Source organism: Bdellovibrio sp. MYbb2, from assembly GCF_056175685.1.
In genome coordinates this window covers 436678-453664 of sequence record NZ_JBJKJI010000002.1, presented here as the reverse complement: position 1 = coordinate 453664, position 16987 = coordinate 436678, and the positions used below count along the sequence as shown (strand labels likewise).

Annotated in this window: 13 protein-coding genes; 8 read left to right on the top strand and 5 right to left on the bottom strand. The window is 50.7% G+C overall.

What is annotated here, in order from left to right:
* Positions 1-327, top strand: coding sequence for a BolA family protein (locus AC04MQ_RS12100; RefSeq protein WP_475392174.1), 327 nt, complete (start codon positions 1-3; stop codon positions 325-327).
* Positions 328-594: 267 nt separating this feature from the next.
* Here AC04MQ_RS12100 and AC04MQ_RS12095 read toward each other — a convergent pair whose 3' ends face one another.
* Complete coding sequence (locus AC04MQ_RS12095; RefSeq protein ID WP_011163826.1) at positions 595-855, bottom strand: hypothetical protein; 261 nt, start codon at positions 853-855, stop codon at positions 595-597.
* A 203-nt stretch (positions 856-1058) separates the two neighbouring features.
* Between AC04MQ_RS12095 and ettA the strand changes: the two genes are divergently transcribed.
* Both ettA and AC04MQ_RS12085 read left to right on the top strand, forming a co-directional pair.
* Positions 1059-2729, top strand: coding sequence for an energy-dependent translational throttle protein EttA (gene ettA / locus AC04MQ_RS12090; protein WP_475392173.1), 1671 nt, complete (start codon positions 1059-1061; stop codon positions 2727-2729).
* 6 nt (positions 2730-2735) lie between these two features.
* Positions 2736-3578, top strand: coding sequence for a DUF4010 domain-containing protein (locus tag AC04MQ_RS12085; protein ID WP_051026280.1), 843 nt, complete (start codon positions 2736-2738; stop codon positions 3576-3578).
* On the opposite strand, the gene AC04MQ_RS12080 is transcribed toward AC04MQ_RS12085, so the two are convergent.
* The 3 genes from AC04MQ_RS12080 to AC04MQ_RS12070 form a co-directional block, all read right to left on the bottom strand.
* Positions 3575-6910, bottom strand: coding sequence for a beta strand repeat-containing protein (locus AC04MQ_RS12080; protein ID WP_475392172.1), 3336 nt, complete (start codon positions 6908-6910; stop codon positions 3575-3577). The genes AC04MQ_RS12085 and AC04MQ_RS12080 overlap by 4 nt on opposite strands.
* 92 nt (positions 6911-7002) lie before the next feature.
* Entirely contained in the window at positions 7003-8283 is a 1281-nt protein-coding gene (locus AC04MQ_RS12075; protein ID WP_148278745.1) for a sensor histidine kinase, read from the bottom strand.
* A 107-nt stretch (positions 8284-8390) separates the two neighbouring features.
* Entirely contained in the window at positions 8391-9026 is a 636-nt protein-coding gene (locus AC04MQ_RS12070; protein WP_475392171.1) for a J domain-containing protein, read from the bottom strand.
* A 52-nt stretch (positions 9027-9078) separates the two neighbouring features.
* Between AC04MQ_RS12070 and AC04MQ_RS12065 the strand changes: the two genes are divergently transcribed.
* The 5 genes from AC04MQ_RS12065 to AC04MQ_RS12045 all read left to right on the top strand — a co-directional run bounded on the left by AC04MQ_RS12065 (position 9079) and on the right by AC04MQ_RS12045 (position 15848).
* On the top strand, positions 9079-9498 hold the full coding sequence (locus tag AC04MQ_RS12065; RefSeq protein ID WP_475392170.1) for an SWIB/MDM2 domain-containing protein: 420 nt from the start codon (positions 9079-9081) through the stop codon (positions 9496-9498).
* 402 nt (positions 9499-9900) lie between these two features.
* On the top strand, positions 9901-10665 hold the full coding sequence (gene map, locus AC04MQ_RS12060) for a type I methionyl aminopeptidase (protein ID WP_475392169.1): 765 nt from the start codon (positions 9901-9903) through the stop codon (positions 10663-10665).
* A 126-nt stretch (positions 10666-10791) separates the two neighbouring features.
* Entirely contained in the window at positions 10792-12174 is a 1383-nt protein-coding gene (ahcY, locus tag AC04MQ_RS12055) for an adenosylhomocysteinase (RefSeq protein WP_268742070.1), read from the top strand.
* A 306-nt stretch (positions 12175-12480) separates the two neighbouring features.
* Positions 12481-14070 carry a methyl-accepting chemotaxis protein gene (locus AC04MQ_RS12050; protein ID WP_475392168.1) on the top strand — a complete coding sequence of 530 codons (1590 nt, stop codon included), beginning with the start codon at positions 12481-12483 and terminating at the stop codon, positions 14068-14070.
* A 104-nt stretch (positions 14071-14174) separates the two neighbouring features.
* The gene (locus tag AC04MQ_RS12045) at positions 14175-15848 is read left to right on the top strand and encodes a thioredoxin family protein (protein WP_475392167.1); all 1674 of its coding nucleotides are present in this window, start codon (positions 14175-14177) and stop codon (positions 15846-15848) included.
* Here the strand turns inward: AC04MQ_RS12045 and AC04MQ_RS12040 are convergent.
* Positions 15845-16978 carry a DNA alkylation repair protein gene (locus AC04MQ_RS12040; protein WP_015090479.1) on the bottom strand — a complete coding sequence of 378 codons (1134 nt, stop codon included), beginning with the start codon at positions 16976-16978 and terminating at the stop codon, positions 15845-15847. The two genes, AC04MQ_RS12045 and AC04MQ_RS12040, sit on opposite strands and share 4 nt — an antisense overlap.
* Positions 16979-16987: the final 9 nt, after the last annotated feature.

The following is a 16987-nucleotide window of genomic DNA, read 5'->3' as shown; positions in this document are numbered from 1 at the left end:
ATGTCCCGAGAGACCCGTATCCGCGAAATCCTAAACCAATCCCTGGCTCCAATCGAGCTGGGGGTTGAAAACGAAAGCCACATGCACTCGGTGCCCCCAAACAGCGAAACTCATTTCAAAGTGCTGGTGGTATCAGAAGCCTTCGAAGGCAAATCCCGCATCGACCGCCAACGTATGGTGAACGATCTATTGAAGTCGGAACTTCAAACAGGCCTGCATGCTCTCACGCAAAAGGCTCTGACTCCGACTGAATGGGCGTCCCAAAAAGACACTCTGAACTTTGTCTCCCCAGAATGCCTGGGCGGCAGCAAGGACGACAAAAAATAAGCACGCAGGTTCATCTGCGGAGCTGTTAACAAGCTCTTCTTCGAAATTAAGACAAAACTAAATCATTTAAGAAGCGAACCCATCCGAACGAAGCAAATGGCCTTGAGGGCGGGATGGGGATGTTTGCTGCGGCAGGGGCCTTTGCCGGCGCCACGATGGCGCGAACTGCCGAAGGCGGCGGCAACTGAGCCCGGACGGCGTGCCCCAGAGCTGCAAGCAGCCCCAGCCCGTCATCAAGGCCATCCCCGCATCCATCGGGTGCCAGTTCTATTCGTCGAATTGATTCAATTTGGATTTAAGCTCGCCAAGAAGACGTTTGACTTCCTGCAGCTGTTCTTCGTCCGGAGAGACCTTGTTGGCCGCTTCTTCAGTCAGAGTTTCCCAGGTGTTCAGGGCGTGCTTCAGGTCAGAGTTCAGGTTGCCGAACAGGGACTTTTTGGACGACGGCTCACGCTTCTCCGGTTTTTCCGGGGAATTCGGCGTGTCAGTATTCGAATTTTGCTGCCGCTCTAGGTTGCCGCCACTCATTAAATGCTTATTTCTGTCCGTAATTTAAGCTCAGTGCTTATTTTTTGTGCCGGAAAACCGGCTTTCTATCAGAAGCGCATCCTGCGCTAGGGGCGATAGTGTGATAAATGGAACTCCATTTGACAAGCGTTTTCGGGCTGGTAAATTACTTCGTTTATAGACGAAGTCAGGGCCGAATCCGGTCTTTTTAGGAGTGTGACGTCATGTCTCAAGAGATTATCTACACAATGAAGGGCGTAAGTAAAGTATATCCTCCACAAAGATATGTGTTGAAGGATATTTATCTTTCTTACTTCTATGGCGCCAAGATTGGTGTTTTGGGTCTGAACGGTTCTGGTAAATCCACTTTGCTCAGAATTATGGCAGGCGTGGACAAGGACTTCCTGGGTGAAGCTTTCCCTTCCAAGACAATGAAAGTCGGCTATTTCGAGCAAGAGCCTCATTTGGATGATGCACTGACAGTGAAAGAAAATATCTTCGCTGGCATGGGCGAACTGCCGAAAGTGATGAAAGAATACAACGCGATCAACGACAAGTTCTCTGACCCGGATCTGGATCCGGACGAGATGAACAAACTGATCGAAAAACAGGGCGCGCTTCAGGAAAAACTGGAAGCCCTTGGTGCCTGGGACGTCGATCAAAAGATCGAAATCGTGATGGACGCTCTTCGCTGTCCAGATGGTGATCTGGCGGTGACAAACCTTTCCGGAGGTGAAAAACGCCGTGTGGCTTTGGCCCGTTTGATCATGTCTGAACCAGATATTTTGCTTTTGGATGAGCCAACGAATCACCTGGATGCCGAATCGGTAGCGTGGCTTGAACAATATCTTTCCAAGTTCCCGGGAACTGTTATCGCAGTTACGCATGATCGTTACTTCCTGGACAACGTGGCAGGCTGGATCCTTGAGTTGGATCGCGGTGAAGGTATTCCTTGGAAAGGGAACTATACCTCCTGGTTGGAACAAAAAGACAAGCGTCAGGCGAACGAAGCCAAAGACCAGGCTCGCAAGGCCCGTACTTTGGAAAAAGAATTGGATTGGATCCGTCAGGGCGCAAAAGCCCGTCAGGCAAAATCCAAAGCTCGTATCTCTAACTACGAAAACCTGTTGAAAGAAGCAACGCCTGAAAAAATCCAGGAGATGTCCATCTACATCCCGCCAGGACCTCGTCTGGGCGATATCGTGGTGGAAGCTCATGGCATCACCAAAGCCTACAACCACAAAGTTCTTTTGGATGACGTGAGCTTCACGATTCCAAAAGGGGCGATCGTGGGTGTGATCGGGCCGAACGGTGTGGGTAAATCCACTTTGTTCCGCATGATCACGGGCAAAGAACAGCCTGATTCCGGCACATTCAAAGTCGGTGAAACCGTGAAGATTGCTTACGTTGACCAGACTCGTGAAACCTTGGATCCGAACAAGTCCATTTACGAGGAATTGTCCGGTGGGGCTGATGTGATCCAGTTGGGCACGCGTGAAATCAATGCGCGTCAGTACGTTTCCTGGTTTAACTTCTCGGGTTCTGATCAGCAGAAAAAAGTCGGTCAGTTGTCCGGTGGTGAACGCAACCGTGTGAACATGGCAAAAATCCTGAAAGAAGGCGCGAACTTGTTGCTTCTGGATGAGCCGACGAATGATCTGGACGTAAACACCATGCGTGCGCTGGAAGAAGCGCTGCTGGAATTCGGTGGATCTGCCGTGGTGATCTCGCACGATCGTTGGTTCCTGGATCGCGTGTGCACGCACATCATGGCGTTCGAAGGTGATTCCAAGATTGAATTCTATCCTGGAAACTTCACCGAGTATGAAGAAGACCGCAAGCGCCGTCTGGGCGAAAATGCGGGACCAAAACGTATCCGCTTCAAAATGGTTTAATATCTGATGAAAAATCAGTGGGTGAGGGCAGGGTTATTCCTGCTCTTTCTTTTTGGCGCATCGAAGGTGGTACCGGCCGGTTCCATCGATCCCTGGGGGCTGTTCCGCCCCCAGAAGATTCTATTTATGTTCTTTGCTCTTTCAACACTGCAGGTGATGGGAAAGGTGTTGTCTTCCTTTGTCGGTCACCGCGCCGGAATGCTGATGACTGGTTTTCTTGGAGGCATGCTTTCAAGTACGGCCACCACGGTGCGACTGGCCAAAGACAGCCATGACACCGAAGGCTCCCAAAGTGTCAGGATGGCCGCAATGCAGGCGGCGATTCTGGCTATGCTGCTGCAGGCGATTGTGCTGGTCGGTGCAGGCAGTATCGCGGCCCTGCAAGTGGTGTCAGTGCATTTCCTGGCACTATTTGTAATAACAGTGGTGATGATCATTGTTCTATGGCGACGACAAAGCCGCCCGCGACATATTGCGACCGGCCCGGAAAAAATTCTGGATGTCTGGGAGTCACTGAAGCTGACTGTCTTTATCGTTCTGATTTTAGCCGCCAGCCGGGGGGCTCAAGCCTGGATGGGCAACGACGGTTTGATGGCATTAACCTTTGTGGTGTCGTTGTTTGAAGTTCATGGGTCATTGATTTCCACAGCCCAGCTTTTGGCAGCGGATCAGGTGGGGCTTGCTCAGTACGAGCGACTTGTCGAGATGTCCTTGCTGGCAAGTTTTGTATCAAAAATGTTTCTTATCTCCATCATGTCCAGTGCCCCATTTAAAAAGAGGGCACTTTTAAGTCTGATGCCCGCTGTACTGTTTTTGGTTTTGCATCTTTTTGGCTGGATTCATATTTAGTTCTGGCACATATATACGACACGAATATCGTAAATGGCATTCCCCGCGGCAGCGACGTCCGTAGAGAAGCCAAATCCACCATTCGCATTGGCAGAGCATGATCCGGGGCATCCCGGATAGACGGATTCATTTGGACCTAACGCAGAAACGTTACTTTCCATGCCCGTAAGAACACTTTTTGAGATGTACCCAACACAAGTTGCATTGGGAACCCCGTCGGTACATTCCGCGGTAATCCAGTTATGAACGTTGTAAGCTGCGACAGTTGTCCCTGTCTGAGTGGCGTAAGAGCAGACGGTCATTCTTCCAATCGGAGCGCTGGTTCCGATTTTGACGGCACCATTGACTTCAAGTTTTACAGTCGGGTTCGTCACTCCAATCCCCACATTTCCATTGTGGTTGATCACCATTTTTTCAGAGGATCCCGAAGAGCCATTGTTCGTGGTCTGGAAGGTGATTTTTGCACCTCCGGCTGATGCCGTGTGAGTCTCTGTCGCATAGAAATTGACAGCGGCATTGCCGCCACTCTGGTATTGTGTGCCGTTATAGGCAAAAGCTGTCAGGCTGGTGATTCCCTGTCCGCTGATGACAGCCGTGGGAGATGCCAGCGTCCCGGCGCTTTGGTAGCCCGAGAATGTAGCCATTTCTATTGCGCTGGAAACAAGGGCGGCAACGCGGCCGCCGACATCGGTGCCTTCGCCGACGGCTTGAATGCCTGCTCTATGCGGATGAACAGTCGACGAAGGTACGCGGGTTGCGACCTGTAAAGGCACGGTGGGCGCGGTCGTTCCGATTCCCACGCTTCCAGAGCCAGTGATTCGCATGCGTTCGGAATCAGTTCCGGCGGCCGCTGTATAAAAACGCAGATTCCCGTTCACCGCGGTTGCAAAGTCCGTTTCCGCACTGGAAGAAATTCGTGCACTATAAGCATGGGTTGCGCCGTCGTAAGCGCGGAAAGCCAGCGTACCGATGGTGTCATTGGCAAGCGCCGGATTTCTGGTGGTGGTGGTGCCGCGTGAGCGGGCCAGACTGATCTGGGGCACAGCGGTTTCAGAGTTCACGGCCTCCATAAAGATATCATCGCCATAATCAGTGCCATCACCAACGATGTGCAGTTTGCGGGTCGGCGCCGTCGTGCCGATCCCCATCATGCCCGAGCTGTCCATGCGCATGCGTTCAGTGCCGTTCACGCTGAAGCCCAGAATGTTGGTGGCGGAGAACATTCCCGTCGTGGTGTAGCTGCCGAAAGCATATGTTGGGTTGGACGCTCCGTAAACCCCACCACCCAGGCGCATGTACGGAGCATAGCTTCCGTTAAGTTGCATGACGTTGTTGCTAAGATCCATGACAAGACTTCCGCTGGAAGTAAATCGCATGATCCCGCCGTTGTTCGAAATCCCGGTGTTGGTGTTATTGGCGAAACTGATGGAAGGAGCACTCCAGGTGCCATCTCCGATAAGCAACTTGCCAGACCCACTGATGTTGTAAGTGGCCATGTTCAAGTTTGCGGTGGCCGTGTGATTTCCCAGATTGTCACCCACAGACGGAAGCAAAGCTGCCGGAACTTTCCCGGTGCCATCAAGTTCCACCAGATTGCCGGCCGCAGTGCCAAAGTCCTTCGCTGCGGCGGTTCCCAGTCCTGAAACCTGCGTGTTGCTGATTGCGATGTCGGCACAAGTGAACGTGTCGGTGATTGCACTCCAGTTCAGGGTTTTGTTTGCGGTCGCACAAGCTGCGGGCATTTGGGTGTTGCCAGTGACGGTTGAGCGCAATTGGCCAAAACCCACGTATTGCACTTTCCATTTCGTGGCATCATGAACCAGCATCTGGCCGGTCAAAGGAGTTGTCGTGTCTATCGCCACACCTTGGATTTTTTCAACCTTGGTGTTGCTAAGACCCGCAGTTGAGGTCACATCGCCGGCGACATTGGCGTAATCTGCCGCGGCCATATTCGAACCACTGGTCACAAGACCTTTGGCGCTGACCACAACGCGGTTGTAGGTGCCAGCCGTCACTCCCGAATCATTCAAAGAAATAGCCGGGGCTGTGCCTCCGGAGCTGGCCAACGGGGCGGAGGCGGTGACGCCGGTCACGGTGCCGCCACTGGTGGTCACGGTTGTCCATGACAATTTGCCAGTGCCGTCGGTTTTCAACAGCTGCCCATCGGTGCCGTCGGCCGCAGGTAATTCGTAACTGGAATTTGCGCTTAAGGCCGGGGCTTTCAGTTCTACATAATTCGAGCCGGAATACACGCGGATCCCGCTGGAAGTCTGAATCAGGCCGCTGGTGTTGATGGCCGTACTGCCGCCGATGGTGCCCGATGTGATGGCACCGCCTGACACTTTGCCGGCTGTGGAAATAGTCGCAAGCTTGGAATCTGCAATCGCCGCCGAACCGGAAATGTCCTCGTTCAAAATCGTGCCGTTCACGATTTTGGCCGTGGTCACCGTGTCGTCGTTCAAAGTCACAGTGGCAGCAGGGCTTCCAGAGGAAGACACTGCACCTGTCAAAGAGGTGATCGCACCGGCAGTGCCGGCATTGTCATCTGCCGGTGCCCAGTTCGTACCGTCAAATTTCAGTACTTTTCCCGAAGCCAGGCCGGAGTTCACCACCGGTGTGCCTTTGATGCGATCCACAGAGGTCGCACTTTGAGTGCCTGAAACATCCCCAGTCAAATTGCCGGTGAAACCCGCGGCACTGCCGCTGATGTTTCCGGTGACGTTGCCTCCGGTGACGGTGGGGGCCGTGCATTCAAAAGTGCCGGCAGGGGCGATGTGACGCAAATAGCTGCCAGCTCCGCAGAAAGGCAAAGAGGCTTTGGCGACAAAGTCACTGGCAACTTGAGTTCCCAGTTTCTGCGCGGTTTGTGCGATTTTGGCGTGACCGGCATAGGGGACGGAGCGGATTTCATTGTCCGGTGTGATCAGTTTCCAACCAGTTCCGTCATGGAATTGCACGCGCAGCAAACGTTTGTCGTCAGCAACCGGAGTGTAGGATCCGCCGCCTTCGCATGGAATTGCCGCCGAGTTGTCAAAGCTGTCCAACAATTTAAAACCAGCCGCGGCAGGATAGTTTTTTGTGCCGGTGCCGATGGGAACGTCAAACACTCCGGAAGAGTTGCGCATATCAATGGCGCCGGAAGTTTCCCGGTAAAGGACGCAGGTGCCGTTTGGATTGGTCACCGAAAACTCAAAGCGAACGCCATTGACCTCAAGTGCATCCCCTTGAGCATTTCTGATGCGTCCTTGATAGGTGAGTGAACCCGGTGTGGCGAAGGCCCCCGACGAAAGAAAAAGCAGGGTGAATACCGTTACGTACAGGTGTTTTTCCATACACGACTTATCGGCATATTACGGGGTCCCATTCAGTATTTTTGCGCAATTCTTTACAAGGCGAGGGGGGCTAGAGTCTTGAATTGAGACGTTTACAGGACGGTCTTGACCAAAGGCATCTTCAAAACCACCCGGGTGCCGCTGGGGTCCGACGAGCTGGTTTCTTCACTTGAGAATATCTCAATGGATCCATTCATCATCTGCAGATACTCGCGAACCAGCGGCATGCCATAGCCTGTGCCTTTTTCCCCTTGGGTGCCCGGACGGGTGGTCTGGGCGTTCAGGTTGAAGATGTTGGCCAGGATCTCTTTCGGGATGCCGATTCCATAGTCGCGGATCTCGATGATCACTTCGGTTTCAGTTGGGTAGGCGCGCAGATCAATGCGTTCGCCGGGGTGAGAAAACTTGATGGCGTTATTGATAAGGTTCTGCAGCACAACACTGCTCAGGATGGTTTTTTCGCCATTGATAGGCATGCGGTCGCGCGAGATATCCAGCTGCATCTTGATGCCTTTTTGCTGGGCCGTGGCGACGGTGTTTTCATAAACCTCGTTCAGCACCATGGTCAGATTCAAAGGTTTCAAGGGCATGGCCGCCTTGCCGTCCTTCACGGACTTCAGATGTCGCACCTGCGCCAGCAGATTGACGATGTCATCCACGGCGCGCTCAATCTTGTCCAGCTCTTGCACGCCGGACAGGTTTTCCTCGCGGTCCTCTTTGGCCTTCACCAGATTGTAGGTCATCGAAGACAGGGTGTTGGCGATATCATGGATCAGAACGCGAAGCAGGTTTTCAACGTCGAGGTTCTTTTCCTCGAGGTTCTTCATCAGAGTCTTTTCGCCGCGGATATAGTAGTGGGTGTTAAAGGCCGAGAACAGCAGGAAGACAACGACATTAAAGAGCTTTTCACGGTTATAATCGCCGTATTCCGCAATGACGTTCGGGCCGAACCCTTGGGTGCGGGCGAACCAGAAGAACCACAGGATCGCAAAGACGATCAGATAGCCCCCAATCGCCCCGGGAACGCCGACCAGGATGCCGCAGACCAAAGGGATGGCCGTCAGCCAGAAGATACCCGGCGCTTCAATGCCGCCCGATAGGTAAAGCAGATAGGCCAGGATCAGCGAGCACATCGTGCCCATAACACAGGCAGAGATCAGATAGTTTTTAAGGAACCTTAGGCAGGCTTGCGGAACAATCAGCAGCACCACCCAGATCGGGATCAGGGCCGAGTTGTAGTCGGCGACCTTATATTGGAAATTGAATTTCACTATATAGACAAGCGAGACCAGGAGGGTCAAAGAATAGATGACCTTGAAATAAGTCAGTCGTTTCTTGTAGGCATCCTCAGATGTAAAAGTCAGGTCTCGCATGGTGCTTTATATTCCTGGTTGCTTCCATTATGCAATATCGGCGATGAAACAAAAGGCCTGAGGGTATTTCAGCAATGTAATCTATGTTTAGCTGAAATTTGTTCGTTCTAGAGTGAGACAAGCGGGCGCAAGGTCTCGTAGTGTGCTTTCAACTCTACGAATTGCGGGGCGTTCCCGCCGTGGTCGGGATGCAGAATCATGGCAGCCTGACGGAAGGCCTTTTTCAATTCGCTTGCGGTAAAGCCGGCGGGAAGGTCAAAGATCCAGCTTTTCAAAAACTCGTAAGCCTGCTGTTGAGACGGGGAAAAACTGTGAGCTTTGCGTTGTGGACGAACTTTAGGGGCAGGATATTGTCCACGTGGGGAGTTGAATTCTTTGCGACCAACCTGACCCATCAAGAAGGCAAGGTGGGAGGGGTCGGCATTTAATAAGCTTTCTTCGGAGGCGTTCACGAAGGTTTCGGAACCCATTTTCTCTCTGAGAATTTGCTTGAAGCTTGCCTGAAAACTCATGCCTTTCTTATCGGTACAAGGGGTAAAAGTCTCAGTCCAGAAGGTCGTTTCCCAGTGAAAAATGGACTTTTTTAGAGGGGAAAAGGGGCCTTTCCCTAGGGGAAAACACCGTTTCCCGAGGGGGGAGGGGGTGGTTTTAGAGGGGAAAACGGGGTCTTTTCCGCTTCCCGTGCGAAAAAAAATGATTTCCCCTGCATTTTTCTTTAGACAAACGACTGGACTTGGATACACACTAAGCTCATTCGAGATAAACAAGACTAAAAACCTAACGGAGGAATTTCGAATGGCAAAAGCAAAAGCTACAAAAAAAGCTACAACTAAGAAAGCAGCTCCTAAAAAAGCAGCAGCAAAAAAAGCAGCTCCAAAAGCAGCTAAAAAAGCCGCTCCTAAAGCAGCAGCAAAAAAAGCAACTCCAAAAAAAGCAGCAGCTCCTAAAAAAGCTAAAACTGCTCGTAAACCAAACGCAGCTTTCATGAAAGCGTTGACTCCATCTGCAGCTTTGGCAGCAGTTGTTGGTGCTTCTCCACTTCCACGTACTGAAGTTGTTAAAAAACTTTGGGCTTACATCAAGAAGAACAACCTTCAAGATGCTAAAAACAAAAGAAACATCAATGCTGACGCTAAATTGAAAGAAGTTTTCGGCGGCAAAACTCAAGTTTCTATGTTCGACATGACTAAATTGGTTTCTAAGCACCTTAAATAGGTCTTAGCCAGTTCAGTTTTTGAACGACGAAAAAGCCTAGGATTATACCTAGGCTTTTTTTTTGCCTTTTTTTCGGGGCTGGTGAAAAAGGCCCATCTCCTGCGTTGTCGGCGGGTCTTCTCGCTACGACGTACCACATGGGTACGCCTCCGCTGCGAGGACCCACCTCCGCCTTGTATATGGACCTTTTTGACCAGCCCCTCGTCCCGTTGTGGGTGGGCTTCCGCTTCGCGGGATCGCCGTTTTGTGGGCTCGACTTCGTCGTCGCCTTTGGGAGGGGTTTGTTAGTTCGATTTTATAGGGGAAACGGCGGCTTTTATCTAAGGTGGGCTTGGATTTTCCCTGCTCGGGGTTTGGGTTTTGGTCTGTTCAAGGGTGGGGGGCTGTGCTATACCATCCTCTATGGGAATTAAGCCGCTTTCTTTGGAAGAAATCAAAAAGATGACTGTTGCCTGCCGTATTGCAGCCGACACTCTGACCTACCTGGATAAATATATTAAAATTGGTATGACCACGAACGAGATCGATGAGCTTTGCTTCGATTTTATGGCTACCAAAGGTGCCAAGTCGGCATGTCTGGGTTATCACGGCTATCCTAAGTACACTTGTACTTCCATCAATGAAGTTGTCTGCCATGGCGTTCCTGATGACAAAACAATCTTGAAAGACGGGGACATTATCAATGTCGACGTGACGGCCTGGATTGATGGTTTCTTTGGGGACACTTCCAAGATGTACATGATCGGCAACGTTTCTGATGATGCCAAAGATCTTATCGAAACCGCCCGTATGGCTCGTGACGTGGGTATCGAGGCCATCCGTCCGAACGGTTATACCGGGGACATCGGTTTTGAAACGAACAAGCTTGTGACTCGCAAGGGTTATGTCGCCGTGAAAGAGATCGGCGGCCACGGGGTGGGCCGTAAGTTCCATGAAGAGCCTTTTGTTCCATCCTATGGCAAAAAAGGCAAAGGCGAGCGCCTGGTGCCGTTCCACTGTATCACCGTCGAACCGATGGTGAATCAAGGGACTGACGAAATCATCGAATTCGACATTCCAGGAAGCAGCATTAAGTACTATCATACTGCAGATAGTCTACTGTCCGCACAATTTGAACATACCGTGCTTGTGACAGATACTGGCTATGAAATCTTGACGCTGCCTTAAGCGGCGAAAGCCGGCAGAGCTGGAGTGCCGGTAGGCACGCAAGCTGAAGCAGATTTGAATTTAGAAACATAACAAGACAAGGACTTCAATCAAATGTCATTGACTACGACGAACGGAAAAACCGCTATGAAGAAAAATGCTAAAATGAAAGCTCCTGCAGCAACTAAAGCGGCTGCTAAAACTCCTGCTGTTGACTACAGAGTCAGCAAAGAAGCGATGGAAAACCCAGAGGTTTTCGCAAAGCTTGCTAAATGGGGTCGTGAAGAAATCAAGATTGCTGAAACTGAAATGCCAGGTTTGATGGCTCTTCGTAAAGAATACAAAAAACAGCAGCCTTTGAAAGGCGCTCGTATCGCTGGTTGCCTTCACATGACTATCCAGACTGCGGTTCTGATCGAAACACTTGTAGAGCTGGGTGCGGAAATCCGCTGGTCTTCTTGCAACATCTTCTCCACTCAGGATCACGCAGCAGCAGCTATCGCGGCAGCGGGTATTCCAGTATTTGCCTGGAAAGGTCTGACTGAGGAAGAGTTCAACTGGTGTATCGAACAAACTATCGTGGGTTGGGGCAAAGAAGGCTACAACATGATCCTTGACGATGGTGGTGATTTGACGAACATGATGCACGAGCCTCGTTTCGCCAAAGAAATGAAGAAAATCATCGGTATCTCTGAAGAGACAACTACCGGTGTTCACAATCTGGAAGTCCTTGTAAAACAAGGTAAACTGAAAGTTCCAGCGATCAACATCAATGACTCTGTTACCAAATCCAAATTCGACAATCTGTACGGTTGCCGCGAATCTTTGGCTGACGGTATCAAACGTGCAACTGACGTGATGGTTGCCGGCAAAATCTGCGTTGTTGCAGGTTACGGCGATGTGGGTAAAGGTTCTGCGCATTCTTTGCGTGGTCTGGGTGCTCGCGTTCTTGTGACTGAAATCGATCCAATCTGCGCGCTTCAGGCGGCAATGGAAGGTTTCGAAGTGACGACTATGGAAGATGCAGCTCCACTGGGTGACATCTTCGTAACAGCGACTGGCTGCTGCGATATCATCACTGACAAGCACTTCATGAAAATGAAAAACAACGCGATCGTGTGCAACATCGGTCACTTCGATATCGAAATCGACATGGCTTGGTTGAACAAGAACTCCAAAATGCGTGAAGTTAAACCACAAGTGGACATCCACACTTTGAAAAACGGCAAACAGGTTATCATCCTGGCTAAAGGCCGTCTGGTGAATTTGGGTTGCGCTACGGGCCACCCAAGCTTCGTTATGTCCAACTCCTTCACCAATCAGGTGTTGGCACAAATGGAATTGTTCATGAACCGTGACAAGTACCAAGACATCGCAGTTTACCGTTTGCCTAAACACTTGGACGAAAAAGTGGCGGCATTGCACTTGGATAAATTGGGCGTGAAGTTGACTAAACTTTCCTCCAAACAAGCCAAGTACCTGCACATGAGTCCTCAGGGTCCATTCAAACCTGAGCACTACCGTTACTAGTCAACCCGCAAGGGAAGAGGGGCTGCCCGAGCCGGAAACGCCCAGACAGTCCTCGCGCTAGGGAGCCTTCGTGGCTCCCTTTTTTTATTTCGAAGGTGCCTGGTTGTTTTTTCTGGCTATGGTGCGACAGATGGGGGAGTAGAGTAGAAGTTCTTTTGTGTTGTTAAGAATTTTTGTGATGTTTTGAATTTGGATTTTTTTGAGGATCTTGAGTTTTTCTTTTTTGAAATCAAGATAATTTAACGGGGTTCTGCCTTAGGTTTCTTTACTGAGGGCCCGATAAATTCTCCCATTAAAGGGAGAATCATGAACGTACGCAGTTTGAATTTTAAAGTGTCGATGATTGTTGGGATCCTTGTGTTTTGTTCTGCTCTCATTGCAGTGATGAGCTGGCGCAGTCTTGGGGATTTGAATTCTACTCTGACTCATATTACTGACGTCACTGTGCCTCGAATTGATCGGGATCACATGATGAAAGAGGTCTTCCTTACTCAGGTCATTAATGAGCGAAACTTTGCTTTGAATCCGGCCGGTAGTCCTGCTCGGGATGTGGCTCGTAAGTTTATTGGTGAACGTCATAAAGAGATGGCCGGGATTCTTGAAGAGCGCAAAGCACTGGCGGATGAAGCCGGGCTGAAGCGTATCGCTGAATTTGAAGCCGTCTATAAAGAATGGACCGACCTGAATCAGCAAGTCACTGAGCTTTATGATCAAGGCCATGACAAGGAAGCTCTTAACATCCTTGTCACCAAAGGTCGTGACGTGCGCGTGCGCGGAACTGAAATTGTCGACAGCATGGTGAAAAGCAATAACGAACGCATGCTGGTTGAGCAAAAAGCTGCGGAAGTGGCCTATGCGCAATCCCGCAATATCCTTGTGGGCACGGTTTTGGGGGCTTTGCTGTTCGGTATTGCCTGTGCATTTTTGGTGTTGCGATCTTTGAGTTTCAGTATCAACCGCGTGATTTCCGATCTGACCGAAAATTCCACACAAGTGTCCGGGGCTTCCCAGCAGATCTCTGTATCTTCAGAACAACTGGCCGAGGCGTCCTCTGAACAGGCGGCTTCTTTGGAAGAAACCGTGGCTACGCTGGAAGAGCTGACTTCCATGATTAAGATCAATGCGGACAACGCTCGCGAGGCGGCTCGTCTTTCAGGTGAAACCAGTCAGGTGGCCAGTCGTGGGGATAAAGAAATTCATTCCCTGATGGACTCGATGCAGGCGATTTCCCAGGACTCCAAACGCATTGAAGAAATCATCAACGTGATTGACGATATCGCGTTTCAGACGAATTTGCTGGCCCTGAACGCGGCGGTCGAGGCGGCGCGTGCGGGTGAGCAGGGGAAAGGCTTTGCTGTTGTGGCGGAAGCGGTTCGCAATCTGGCTCAGCGCAGTTCTTCTGCGGCGAAAGACATCACCGAGCTGATCAAAGGCAGCGTCGAGAAAATCGACCGTGGTGCCAACCAAGCTCAACAAAGTGGCAAAGTGCTGGGTGAAATCGTGCAGTCCGCGCAGAAGGTGTCCAGTCTGAACGCTGAAATTGCCAGTGCCAGTGAAGAGCAATCCAATGGGGTTACTCAGATCAGCAAAGCCATGAATCAATTGGATCAGGTGACTCAAGTGAACGCCGCGACTTCGGAAGAAGCTGCTGCGGCTTCTCAAGAATTGTCCGCCCAGGCTCAGCAACTGGATAAAGTCGTCGACTTGTTGACCTACACCATCAAAGGTGTGCGCCGTGAAATCTCCGCCGCGGTCAGCAGCGTGCAGGCCAAGGGTAAGACCATCGACATCAAGTCCGCCCAAAAACGCCCGGCCCCGGCAGCAGCCCCACGCAAAACCCCAGCAGCTGATTCCATGGACGACTGGGGCAAAGTAGGAACCACCGACGGCTTCTAAAAAAGGTGCCTGGTGACTTTTTACATCTACGCCGCAGCATGAGCGGCGTAGGCATTGTTATCTGCCTTCGCCGTGATAGGGTTTTAAGATATTCAGGAGGACTTATGAAGGTTCTTGGTTTTATCTTAACCCTGTTCATTGCGGCATCCGCATTCGGTCGTCTTTCGGACGGCAAAGCCTCATTCACCGTGAAAGACGGAAAGATTGTCGGCGCCATTCAAAAAGGTTTTCATTTCAATAAAGAAGCCCCTGCCGCTTTCGCTATGAAAGGTGTAGAGATTGCGCCTCTTGTTAAAGAGGAATCTCAGTTGGTCTTTGCTATGCCGACAAAAGAAAACGAAGGCTTTGAGCTTGGCTTCTATGTCTGCGACGACAAAAAAACCGTGTGTGAAGAGCACCGGATCACTTACGTGATTTCTGGCGGAAAGCTAAAACCTGCTAGCGAAGTCAAAAAAGCCGAAGTCGCAAAGCCGGAAGTGAAAGCCACCGCGGGCAAAGTTCACAAGAATAGCCATGGCTTTATCGAAAACGACCTGGATGCTGCCAAAACTTTGGCGGCAAAGCTTAAAAAGAATCTGCTGGTTGATTACGGCGCCCCTTGGTGCCCGGCCTGTGTTCGTCTTGAAACGGAAGTCTTTGGCACCAAGGCCTTTAAAAACGTCACGAAGGATTTTGTGCTGGTCGCTTTGAATGCGGATATGAGTGTCAATAAACCGTTCGGCAAACAATATAATATTAAAGCGATTCCGACAGTGTTGATCTTAAAACCTGATGGCACTGAACTTTATCGCGCCCTGGATTTTGCGCCGGCGGATGTTTATGCCAAACGCATCAAGGATGCGAAAAAGAACCTTCAATCCGCGGCGGATCTTGAAAAGCTGGCACAAGCCGGTGATCAAAAAGCCATCGAGGCTTTGGCCGTCAGTGCCTACAATGCTCTGGATATGGAAACGTCCGTGAAATGGTATCGTCAGATCGATTCCAAGTCCGATCGTTTTGCTTCAGCTGAAACTCAACTGGCGTCTCAGCAGGCCCGTGCCGACAAAAAGTCCGATGAATACCTGGCCATTCTGAAAAAGTGGGCTGATCTGAAGCCGCAAAGTTTCACCAGTGTGACGGCCACCAATGAATGGGCTGAACTCCTGAAAAGTGAAAAGAAGGACCTGCCCGCGGATTTGAAAGAGCGCCTGAAAGCCAATACCGAGTTTTTGCAAAACCTGACCAAGTCCAAAGCCGACACCATCAAATGGGTCGAGGCTTGGGATGTCAGCCCCATGGCCCCGGTGGAAAGAGCCGAAGCCCTTTCCATGTGGAAGGCGTCAGCCGAAGCGCTGGGGCAAAAGGAAGAGATCGTCAAAATTCAGCAGGAACTGCAGGATGAAGTGCGTTCTTTGAAGCTTTCAGAAAAGCGTCCGGGCGAAGTGATGGCGACCCTGTTTTACTTCCGTCAGGCGGGACTTCCTGAAATTGAAGAGTCGTGGTTGCTGAAGCTTGAAAAGGAAAATCCTGACAGCTATGTGCCGCACATGAAGCTTGCCAGCTACTATGTGCGCAACAAGGCCTATGACAAAGCCCTGCCACAGGCCCAACTTGCCGTAGAGCTGGGCGAAGACCTTCGTCTTCATAACTTGAAAACTTTGGCCGAGATCCAGAAGGAACTGAAACAAAAGGATGAAGCCAAAAAGACCATCGAAATCGCTTTGGCTCATCCACAAGTGAAAGAGGATCGCTTCAAGGAAGTTCTAAAGTCCCTGGAGCAAATGAAGAAAGACCTTTAGTCCTTCAAAAGGAAAGTGGCCTTTCTCAGGCTCTTTCCATTTACGAAAATTTCTACGACATGAGAGCCCGGATAAAGCACTCGTGTTGTCACCGGGCGGAAGGAATGCTTTTTGGTGAATTCCATCCGCTCTTTTGCTTTCAGCTCTTTGTTGGCAAGCTTAAAAACTTTGGCTGAATTCGTGCCATTGGCCTTTTTATAATGAATCGCATAGTCCACCACAACCGTGGCGTCCTTGGGGCTTGAAAGGCCAAAGGACATTTCAAGATGACCGCCGGTTTTGACGGTTTTAGGTTTTAATGCCAGATCATGCAGCTTCACCGTGGCCTCAGTGTGATATCCCAAAAGCTTCAAAGCTTCAGGATTGCCAGCCTTCACCTGAGTTCTTAAGGCGTGACGGGTGATCCAGTCGATCTTGGCTTTATGTTCTTTCGGAGCTTCCTTCTGCCAGCGCTTCAGGGTTTTGATCACCACATCCGGATGGGTTTTGGTGATGTCATTCAGGTGATTGGCAACGGACTTGCGTACGTAAAGTTCTTCGTCGTATTTAAGCTCTTCCAAAAGCTTCAAAGTCGGTGCCGGGTCTTTGATGAATTCACGCAGCAGCTCGCCCCACGGCAGGCGGGGACGCGAACCTTCCGAAACCCAACGGCGCACGTGGTGGCTTTCGTCCTGAGTCCAAGCCATCAGTTGTTTCAGAGTTTCTTCCTGACGGTGGATCAGGAACGGACGCACGGCCCATTCAGCAGTGAATTTTTGTGTCAGTGCGTGCAGGCCCTTCATGGATTCATCAAAATGTTCCAGTCCATACACTTGCACAAATTCAGTGAACGCCCACAGGTCAAAACCGGACAGAGGTTCAACGCCGGGTTTGGGTTTGCTGACAGCTTTCAGCAGAATGTTTAAAGCCTTGGTGTAGTCTTTTGGAAGGTGTGATTGCAAGCGACCGCGGATCAGCTGCACGCGGGGTTTCATCTCAAGTGCGGAAAGCTCGCGGGCAAGCTTTTGAAAACTTTTGCTGTCAAAATCAGCGTGGTGATATTGCAGGTGCTCAGCTATGCGGCGTACGAGCGCCTCGTTAATCCAGTTTTTGAAAGCCGATTCGTTTTCAGCGGTTTTTTTCTGCGGCATAAAGCAGCC

What these genes read in the sequence shown, in the direction of transcription:
- AC04MQ_RS12100 (WP_475392174.1), top strand. Translation starts at nt 1, where the DNA reads ATGTCCCGAGAGACCCGTATCCGCGAAATCCTAAACCAATCCCTGGCT.
- AC04MQ_RS12095 (WP_011163826.1), bottom strand. Translation starts at nt 855, where the DNA reads ATGAGTGGCGGCAACCTAGAGCGGCAGCAAAATTCGAATACTGACACG.
- ettA (WP_475392173.1), top strand. Translation starts at nt 1,059, where the DNA reads ATGTCTCAAGAGATTATCTACACAATGAAGGGCGTAAGTAAAGTATAT.
- AC04MQ_RS12085 (WP_051026280.1), top strand. Translation starts at nt 2,736, where the DNA reads ATGAAAAATCAGTGGGTGAGGGCAGGGTTATTCCTGCTCTTTCTTTTT.
- AC04MQ_RS12080 (WP_475392172.1), bottom strand. Translation starts at nt 6,910, where the DNA reads ATGGAAAAACACCTGTACGTAACGGTATTCACCCTGCTTTTTCTTTCG.
- AC04MQ_RS12075 (WP_148278745.1), bottom strand. Translation starts at nt 8,283, where the DNA reads ATGCGAGACCTGACTTTTACATCTGAGGATGCCTACAAGAAACGACTG.
- AC04MQ_RS12065 (WP_475392170.1), top strand. Translation starts at nt 9,079, where the DNA reads ATGGCAAAAGCAAAAGCTACAAAAAAAGCTACAACTAAGAAAGCAGCT.
- map (WP_475392169.1), top strand. Translation starts at nt 9,901, where the DNA reads ATGGGAATTAAGCCGCTTTCTTTGGAAGAAATCAAAAAGATGACTGTT.
- ahcY (WP_268742070.1), top strand. Translation starts at nt 10,792, where the DNA reads ATGAAGAAAAATGCTAAAATGAAAGCTCCTGCAGCAACTAAAGCGGCT.
- AC04MQ_RS12050 (WP_475392168.1), top strand. Translation starts at nt 12,481, where the DNA reads ATGAACGTACGCAGTTTGAATTTTAAAGTGTCGATGATTGTTGGGATC.
- AC04MQ_RS12045 (WP_475392167.1), top strand. Translation starts at nt 14,175, where the DNA reads ATGAAGGTTCTTGGTTTTATCTTAACCCTGTTCATTGCGGCATCCGCA.
- AC04MQ_RS12040 (WP_015090479.1), bottom strand. Translation starts at nt 16,978, where the DNA reads ATGCCGCAGAAAAAAACCGCTGAAAACGAATCGGCTTTCAAAAACTGG.